Below are 7,645 nucleotides of genomic sequence, written 5' to 3' on the forward strand. Positions count from 1 at the left end.
ATGCCGCTGCCGGGGGAGCGTCTGGTCGCGTTTCTCAGTGATGGGGCATTTGAGGAGCAGCGGGGCAGCGACTGGGCAAGCCGCTGGTGGCGAGCCGAGGACTGTGGCCTGGTGACCCCGGTGATGATTGCTAACGGGCGCCGCATTGATCAACGGTCAACCATCTTTCTGCAAGGAGGCACGGACTGGTTCCGGCAGCACCTGGAGCTCAATGGTTTTTACCCCATACTCATTGATGGCCGCGATCCTGCGGCCTTTATCTGGGGCATCTTCGAGGCCGAATCGAGGCTTCAGGCGTGCAGCGAACAGGTCAGCGCCGGCCACATGAGGTACCCTGTAAAGCTCCCCTATCTGATTGCCGAGACGGTCAAAGGCTATGGTTTCTATGGTGCTGGCTCAAACGCGGCGCATGGTACCCCGCTTCCGGCAATACCGAGATTTGATGAGGTCTCGCGCAGGCACTTTAACGAATCCATTGCCCGTTTGTTTGTGCCCGAGATCGAGATTCACGGCGCCCGCGACGTGCTGGCAACTCACCGGGCAGACGATCGGCCTGCGGAAAAGGATCATCCGCTGAGCTGTCGTGACGTCAAGCTGCAAACTGTGCCCGAACCGGTCTGGTTGCAAACGGCGGTATCAGAGTCGCCCATGGTTGCGATTGATCGGCAGTTTGTTGCCCTTGTAAAGGCCAACCCGGCGCTTCGTATTCGCCTGGGGAACCCGGATGAATTGCGTAGTAATCAGATGAACCAGTCGCTTGACCTTCTGAAGCATCGCACCCTGACGCCCGAGCCCGGCCTTGCGGAATCCCTTCACGGCTCGGTAATCACAGCCCTGAATGAGGAGGCCGTTGTCAGCGCCGCTCTGGGTAATAAGGGAGGTATGAATCTGGTGGTGTCCTACGAAGCGTTTGCCATGAAAATGATTGGCGCTCTTCGGCAGGAAATTATTTTTGCGCGACACCAGAAAAGTCTCGGTCGGCCCGCCCGATGGTTATCCGTGCCGGTCATTGCGACGTCGCACCTCTGGGAAAACGGCAAGAACGAGCAGTCTCATCAGGACCCGGCCTTCGGCGAAGTCCTGATGGGAGAAATGAGTGACACTGCCCGCGTTGTCTATCCTCCCGACTGCAATAGTGCTGTGGCGTGCCTTAACGAGTGTTTTCGAACCCAGGGGCAGTTCTGGGCCATGACGGTTCCCAAGGCAAAACTGCCTGCCGTTTTTGACGGCCGTCAGGCTGTGCAATTGGTTCGGGATGGTGCCATCGCTCTTGGTGAAGCCGGTGATGTGCAGTTGATCGCTGTCGGCGCCTATCAACTCCGTGTTTGCCAGGAGGTCGCTGAAGCGCTGGCTCAGCGGGGGCTTTCGTGCGGTGTGGTCTGCCTTCTCGAACCTGGTCGATTCCGGAGTCCCCGGGATCCAATGGAGTCAGGGCATCAGTGTGGTAGTTCTTACAGTTCCGAGCTGTTTCCCCAGGATACAAAACTCAGGGTGTTCGTGTGCCATATGCGCCCAGAAGCCTTGCTGGGAATCTGCCGTCCTCTTGATCTCGGGCCTGATCGGACGCTGGCGTTTGGCTACGAAAACCATGGTGGCACCCTGGACACATCGGGGCTGCTGCAGGCCAATAAATGTGATTCACATTCAATAGTGCAGGTGATCCTGTCAAAAACTGGCTCCTCAGGCGCTGATAAGGCGACATTGTAGCGATGGAGCGCGAGGATCGATTTACAACAGTCTTTACGGGGAAAAGTAAAGCGTTGGTGATCACCGTGCTGATTCTCACACTAAAACAATCCGGGCGGCAACCGATTCAGCTAGCCGCCCGACATATAGGTAAATCATGCTATGAATGAATCGTTCAATCACGCTGGGGCCTGGGGCATCACACTGATCGTTATCGTTCTGGTGTCCTGATTCTTTTACCGTTACAGGCAGGGGGGACACGAGGCGCCAAAATGGTTGATGGAGCGGAAAGGATCAAGATCCACGGCGACTGGATTCCGGTCAAGGCCCGGCTGGAGGTGTTGAGTGGGCTTTCCGGGCACGGGGATTTCGCAGAGATTGAACAGTGGCTTGCTCAGAGTGACCTGGCCCCCGAAACGCCGATCAACCTGATCCACGGTGATCCGGAGGCGCTGGAGGCGCTGAGGGATCACTTGCGTCAGAACACCCGGTTTGAGGTGGATGTGGCAGGCTACCAATCCATTTTGCGTCTTTGACGATGCCCTGACGGCCATCTTCGAGGGCGACCTGAATGAGCCGCTTAAGATCCGGCAACGACCTTGGTCGCGGCGGCTGCCGAGTGCTAGAATGGGCGATCTCATTGGCTGGAGTGAGAGGCAGTGGCCCTGATCCCGGCTCCAACCTGAACAGTAATGTCATAAGGAGTGTTTGGTGAAATCCCAATCCTGGCTCTGGTCTCTGATAGCGGTGTTGGTGCTCGCCGGCGGTTCTTATGGGGTTTTTGTTCTGTTTGGGGAAGAGCCCTTGCCGCAGGGAATCGTCTATGGCAATGGCCATATCGAGGGGCGGGAAGTGCGGATCGCGGCCGAAGTGGCCGGTCGGGTCATCGAGCACCATCTCGCGGAAGGCAGCAAGGTTTCGGCTGGCGACACGGTAGCCGTGATCGACCCCGCCGACGCCAGAGACCGCCTGCGCTCGGCACAGGCCGAGCTGGCCTCGGCGCGGGAAGTCCGTGACGGCTTCGACAGCCAAATCACCACCTGGCGTCATCATCTCAAGAATGCCGAGAAACAACGGCAGCGGATCCGGGACTTGCGGTCCCGCAATCTGGCCAGCTCGAGTGATCTGGATCAGGCGGAAAATGCCGTCAGTGAGGCCCGGGGCCGACTTGAGTCTCTCCAGCGGCAGAAGGATGCCGCCGAAGAACAGGTGGCTGCAAGGGCGGCGCAGGTGGCACTGGCTGAATCGCAACTGGACAAAGCGGAGGTTGCCGCGCCGCTCTCCGGAACCATCCTGATCCGGGCGGTGGAGACGGGAGAGGTTGTCGATACCGGCCAGCCGCTGGCCACGATGGTGAATCTGCAGCAGCTCGAACTCAAGGTCTATGTCCCCGGTGATATCCTCAACCGGATCAGCTTGGGGGATCCCGCCAGAATCCGCGTGGACGGTTTGCCCGGGGACTTTTCCGCCAAAGTCGGCAGGATTGACGATTTCGCCCAGTTCACCCCCCGCGATGTCCACATGCCCGACGAGAGAGTTCGGATGGTCTATGGCGTTACCCTGGTGCTGGATAATCCGGCCGATGCTCTGAAACCGGGTATGCCGGCAGATGCCTGGATTCGCTGGGATCCGGACGCCGAGTGGCCAGCGACCCTCTCGGTTCCGGCGCGCTGAGCCGTCATGTCTTCCCCGGAACCCATCGTCGCCAAAGGCCTTGGCCGCCAATTCGGAGACAATGTTGTCATCGAGCCACTGGATGTTTCCGTTGATCGCGGCCAACGAGTGGGCATTGTCGGTGCTGATGGCGCTGGCAAGACGACGCTGTTACAGATGTTGGCTGGCATCCTGGACCCCACTGTGGGGGAATGCCGGGTCCTGGGCTTCGATACCCGTCGTGAGGCCAAGCAGGCTGCTGCCCGGATTGGCTATATGTCCCAGGGATTTACGCTTTACGATCGACTCAGCGTCAAGGAAAACCTGAGCTTTGCCGCTCGCATCCGGGATGTGCCCGACGAACTCTATCGGGAGCGTTCAGAAAGGTTGCTATCCATGTCGGGGCTTGGCCGCTTTACTGACAGGCCCGCCGCCAAACTGTCCGGTGGCATGCGGAAAAAGTTGTCGCTATGTACCAATCTGGTCCATGAACCGGAGCTGCTGATCCTTGACGAACCGGGGCTCGGCGTCGACCCCCTGTCCCGGCGCCATCTCTGGACCATGCTCGACCGCTTCCGGTCGCAGGGCCTGACCATGGTTGTGGCTACCTCCTACATGGACGAGGCGGAGCGCTGCGACAGGATACTGCTGCTGGAACAGGGCCGCGTTCTTGCGGATGGGTCGCTGGAAGAGCTGCTGAGGCCCGCCGCCGGAAGGGTGTTCACTGTAAATGCTGGAGATACCGGACGAGGCTTGCGGGAGTTGTCCGGCATCCTGGCTCAAATTGACAGCGTCCATTCAGTGCAGTGGTTGCCGGATCACCTGCGACTGGTGATGAACGCGGACATCGCTGAAAACCAGCTCGCCGAGTTATTGCCCGAGGGAACCCACCTGGCGGCGGCCGAGCCCCGGCTCGAGGATCTGTTTGTGCTGCGGACGGACAGGAGGGCCGGCGAGCAGCAGTTTCCGGAATTGGCCCGGCAAGACAGGGGAAAAGAGGAAGGGCTGGTGGCCACCGGCCTGAGCGTCCGCTTCGGACATTTCAAGGCCGTTGACCGGGTGAGTTTCGAGGCGCCATCTGGCGAACTGCTTGCGTTGCTGGGGCCCAACGGGGCGGGCAAGACAACCCTGATCAGGGCCTTGTGCGGGCTGGTGGCCATCGATGAGGGCAACGCCCGGGTGGCCGGGGTGAGCTCCGGCGGGGGTAGCACCGCATTGCGCCGGCAAATTGGTTATATGTCACAACGGTTTTCACTCTATCTGGAACTGACCCCCTGGGAGAATCTCCGCTTCTTTGCCAATGCCTACGGCCTGGCCGGAGGCGCGGCGCGGGCTGCGATCGACTGGGCCAGGGAAGTAACGGGGCTGACAGATATTCCCGACAAGCTCACCGGTGATCTTTCAAGTGCCTTGCGCCAGCGTCTGGCGCTGGCCTGCAGCCTGCTTCACCGGCCCCGGGTCTTGTTCCTTGATGAGCCCACCTCGGGTGTCGATCCCGTCGCCCGGTACCGTTTCTGGCGGGTTATCCGTGAGCTGGCCGCCAGCGGTATGACCGTGCTGGTCACTACCCACTACCTGGAGGAAGCGGCCTATTGTGATCGTTTGGCGTTAATGCTGGACGGGCGGCTGCTTGCACACGGTAGCCGATCATCGCTGAATCATTCGCTCGGCCTCGAAGCCGACGCCACGGTGGAGATGCTCTTCACGGCGGCCATAGAACAGGCGGGAACGGCCAATTCCCGGGCGTTGGGACCATGAAGGCTCATCGGCTTGGCGCCCTCATCGTCAAGGAAAGTCGCGAGCTGATTCGCGACCCGGTTACCATTGCGTTGGCCGTGATCATGCCGCTGATCATGCTTTTTCTGTTCGGCTATGCGGTCAATCTGGATGTGGAACAGGTTGCCGTGGGCATTTACGATCTGGACAACACGCCGGCAAGCCGCGACCTGTCAGCCCGTTTCGACAGCTCGCGGTATTTTCAATTAGAGCAGAAAACGACCGATCTCCGCGATCTGGAGTCGGCACTGCAAAGCTCGACCATCAGCATGGGCGTGGTGATTCCAGCCGGCTTGGCCCGGCAACTGCTCAGAGGCGACGAGGCGCCTGTCCAGGTGATCGTGGACGGAGGCTATCCTGTTCTGGGTCGATTGGCATCGGCCTATGCCGAGGCGGTAATCGCAAATTTCCCCGCCCCGCGTCAGAGCGCCGTCCGGGTCCAGGCCAGGGTCTGGTTCAATCCCTCCCTGCGCAGCGTCAATTTCGTCATCCCCGGGTTATTTGCCGTGATCCTGATGGCGTTCCCACCCCTGCTGACCGCCCTGGCGATCGTGCGTGAGAAAGAGACCGGTACGATTGAGCAGATCTATGCATCGCCGGTCACCTCAACCGAGTTTGTTGTCGGCAAGCTGGTGCCCTACGGTCTGGTGGCTTTCCTGGAGATTCTTATGGTCATGGTGGTGGGGTTTGCCTGGTTTCAGGTCCCCATTGCCGGCAGCCCGATACTGCTGCTGACGTCCGCTTTCGTTTATGTGCTGACCACGGTGGGTATCGGCCTGTTGGTCTCATCCCTGGTCCGTACCCAGTTGGCGGCCATGTTGATAACGCTGATTGTCACCTTGATGCCGTCGTTTTTGTTTTCCGGTTTTCTGTTCCCTCTGTTCACCATGCCTCTTGCCCTGCAACTGTATAGCTGGCTTTTCCCTGCCGGTTATTTTATGGAAATCTCCCGGGGCATCGTACTGAAATCAGCCGGCCTTGAAGCCGTTCTGCCAAATCTGATGATGTTGATCGTCTATACGGTCCTGGTATTTGTCTTCGCGGCCTGGCGAATGAGGCAGAAGGTGGCCTGATGGGAATTGCCTTATTTGGTTTGTTGCGCAAGGAGCTCGTGCAGTTCTTTCGTGACCGGTTGATACTGACCCTGATACTTTGGCTTTACACCATTGAAGTCGTCATTTGTGCCGTTGCGCTCAGTTTTGATGTAAGCCACCTGCCCCTGGCGGTGGTGGACGAGGATCGCAGCGCCTTGAGTCGCTCGTTGATCCAGAAATTTGCGGTGAGCGAAACCTTCGACCTGAAATTTCAGGAAACCCGTGTGGCAACCGCCACTGACCTCCTGGAGAAAGGCGATGCCACCATGGTGTTGGTCGTTCCCGCCGGGTTCGAAGGTGCTCTTCTCGCTGGCAAGAGTGCTCAGCTCCAGTTGCTCCAGGACGGCACCAATTCCAACATTGCCGCCAATGCCGTCAATGATGCTCTGCAGATCGTCCAGCGCCAGGAGCGCGAAGCGCTCCCTGCTGCCGGGAAGAAGGGGGTCGCGGTACCCCTGATCCGTATCTGGTATAACCCCGATCTGACAACATCGGGTTTTATCGTGTTATCGATGATTGCTCTGGCCGGTATGATGGTGGGCGTTATTCACCCGGCCGCCTCTATTGTCCGGGAAAAGGAGCGAGGCACTATCGAGCAGCTGCTGGTGACGCCCATTTCCACCCTGGAACTGTTCCTGGCCAAGGTCACACCCACGCTGATCATGGGCGTACTGTCCATCTTTCCGAGTTTGGTGATTGTCAGAGTCTTTGATGTGCCCCTTCAGGGCAGTCTGCTTTTATTTCTGGTGCTGACCGCCATCTTTTTGCTCAGTGCGATTGCGCTGGGCGTACTGATTGCCGCCTACAGCCGGACCCTTCAGCAGGCGTTGCTGCTCTCCTTTTTCGGACTTTTCCCGCTGATGTTCCTGTCGGGCAGTTTGACGCCGGTAGAAGCCATGCCGCCTTTCCTGCAAAGCCTCTCCCTGCTGAGTCCACTGCGTTATTACATGGATATCATCGTCGGTATTTTCCTCAAAGGCGCCGGCCTGGCGGTTCTCTGGGATGAGGCTCTCGCCTTGCTGGTAATCGGTGTCACGCTGTTTATTTTCTCCCTTTGGGTCTTTCGACGCCGGGTACAATGAGATCGGTTGGGTGAGTGCCTGACGTTTGTCGCTACCGAAACGCCGATCAACTTGATTCATGGAGACCCTGATGCGCTGGAGGCCATGAAGGATCACTTGCGTCAGAACACCCGGTTTGAGGTGGATGTGGCAGGCTACCAATCCATTTTGCGTCTTTGATGTGAGACCGGGCAAATACCCGGGGTAATCCGGATATTTACGGCGAGGATTTCTAGTAGGCCACCATTAACGTCAGTAGAGTTATCAGGGAGAGATCATGAACGGCTATTCCATTGAGGATTCACATCGAATCCAGCAGCGTGCTGCCCAATACCGGCAGCGTTACCCCCAGTTTGCCAACTGGGCAAAAGGGCG

At 58.6% G+C, this 7,645-nt stretch carries 7 protein-coding genes; all 7 read left to right on the forward strand.

The genetic code is table 11. The features are described 5' to 3' along the window. A partial coding sequence (locus tag BM035_RS21805; RefSeq protein ID WP_092034387.1) for a hypothetical protein occupies positions 1-1,707 on the forward strand: 1,707 nt, incomplete at its 5' end. A gap of 251 nt (positions 1,708-1,958) precedes the next feature. Continuing rightward, on the forward strand, positions 1,959-2,222 hold the full coding sequence (locus BM035_RS21810; RefSeq protein WP_228152682.1) for an MBL fold metallo-hydrolase RNA specificity domain-containing protein: 264 nt from the start codon (positions 1,959-1,961) through the stop codon (positions 2,220-2,222). 175 nt (positions 2,223-2,397) lie between these two features. Next, a complete protein-coding gene (locus BM035_RS21815) occupies positions 2,398-3,360 on the forward strand; it encodes an HlyD family secretion protein (protein WP_008172531.1) in 963 nt (320 codons plus the stop codon). A 6-nt stretch (positions 3,361-3,366) separates the two neighbouring features. Beyond that, on the forward strand, positions 3,367-5,097 hold the full coding sequence (locus tag BM035_RS21820; protein WP_092034389.1) for an ATP-binding cassette domain-containing protein: 1,731 nt from the start codon (positions 3,367-3,369) through the stop codon (positions 5,095-5,097). After that, positions 5,094-6,188, forward strand: coding sequence for an ABC transporter permease (locus BM035_RS21825; RefSeq protein WP_092034391.1), 1,095 nt, complete (start codon positions 5,094-5,096; stop codon positions 6,186-6,188). Before BM035_RS21820 ends, BM035_RS21825 begins: the two co-directional genes overlap by 4 nt. Next, a complete protein-coding gene (locus BM035_RS21830) occupies positions 6,188-7,291 on the forward strand; it encodes an ABC transporter permease (protein ID WP_008172526.1) in 1,104 nt (367 codons plus the stop codon). The genes BM035_RS21825 and BM035_RS21830 overlap by 1 nt, the downstream gene beginning before the upstream one ends. A gap of 6 nt (positions 7,292-7,297) precedes the next feature. After that, entirely contained in the window at positions 7,298-7,450 is a 153-nt protein-coding gene (locus BM035_RS22735) for an MBL fold metallo-hydrolase RNA specificity domain-containing protein (protein WP_175497454.1), read from the forward strand. The last annotated feature ends 195 nt before the right edge of the window (positions 7,451-7,645 follow it).

The sequence above is a fragment of the Marinobacter sp. DSM 26671 genome (assembly GCF_900112835.1).
In the GTDB taxonomy this organism is placed as follows: domain Bacteria; phylum Pseudomonadota; class Gammaproteobacteria; order Pseudomonadales; family Oleiphilaceae; genus Marinobacter; species Marinobacter flavimaris.

Excerpts from the sequence above, each read along its gene's own strand:
- BM035_RS21810 (WP_228152682.1), top strand. The coding sequence starts at position 1,959 with ATGGTTGATGGAGCGGAAAGGATCAAGATCCACGGCGACTGGATTCCG.
- BM035_RS21820 (WP_092034389.1), top strand. The coding sequence starts at position 3,367 with ATGTCTTCCCCGGAACCCATCGTCGCCAAAGGCCTTGGCCGCCAATTC.
- BM035_RS21825 (WP_092034391.1), top strand. The coding sequence starts at position 5,094 with ATGAAGGCTCATCGGCTTGGCGCCCTCATCGTCAAGGAAAGTCGCGAG.
- BM035_RS21830 (WP_008172526.1), top strand. The coding sequence starts at position 6,188 with ATGGGAATTGCCTTATTTGGTTTGTTGCGCAAGGAGCTCGTGCAGTTC.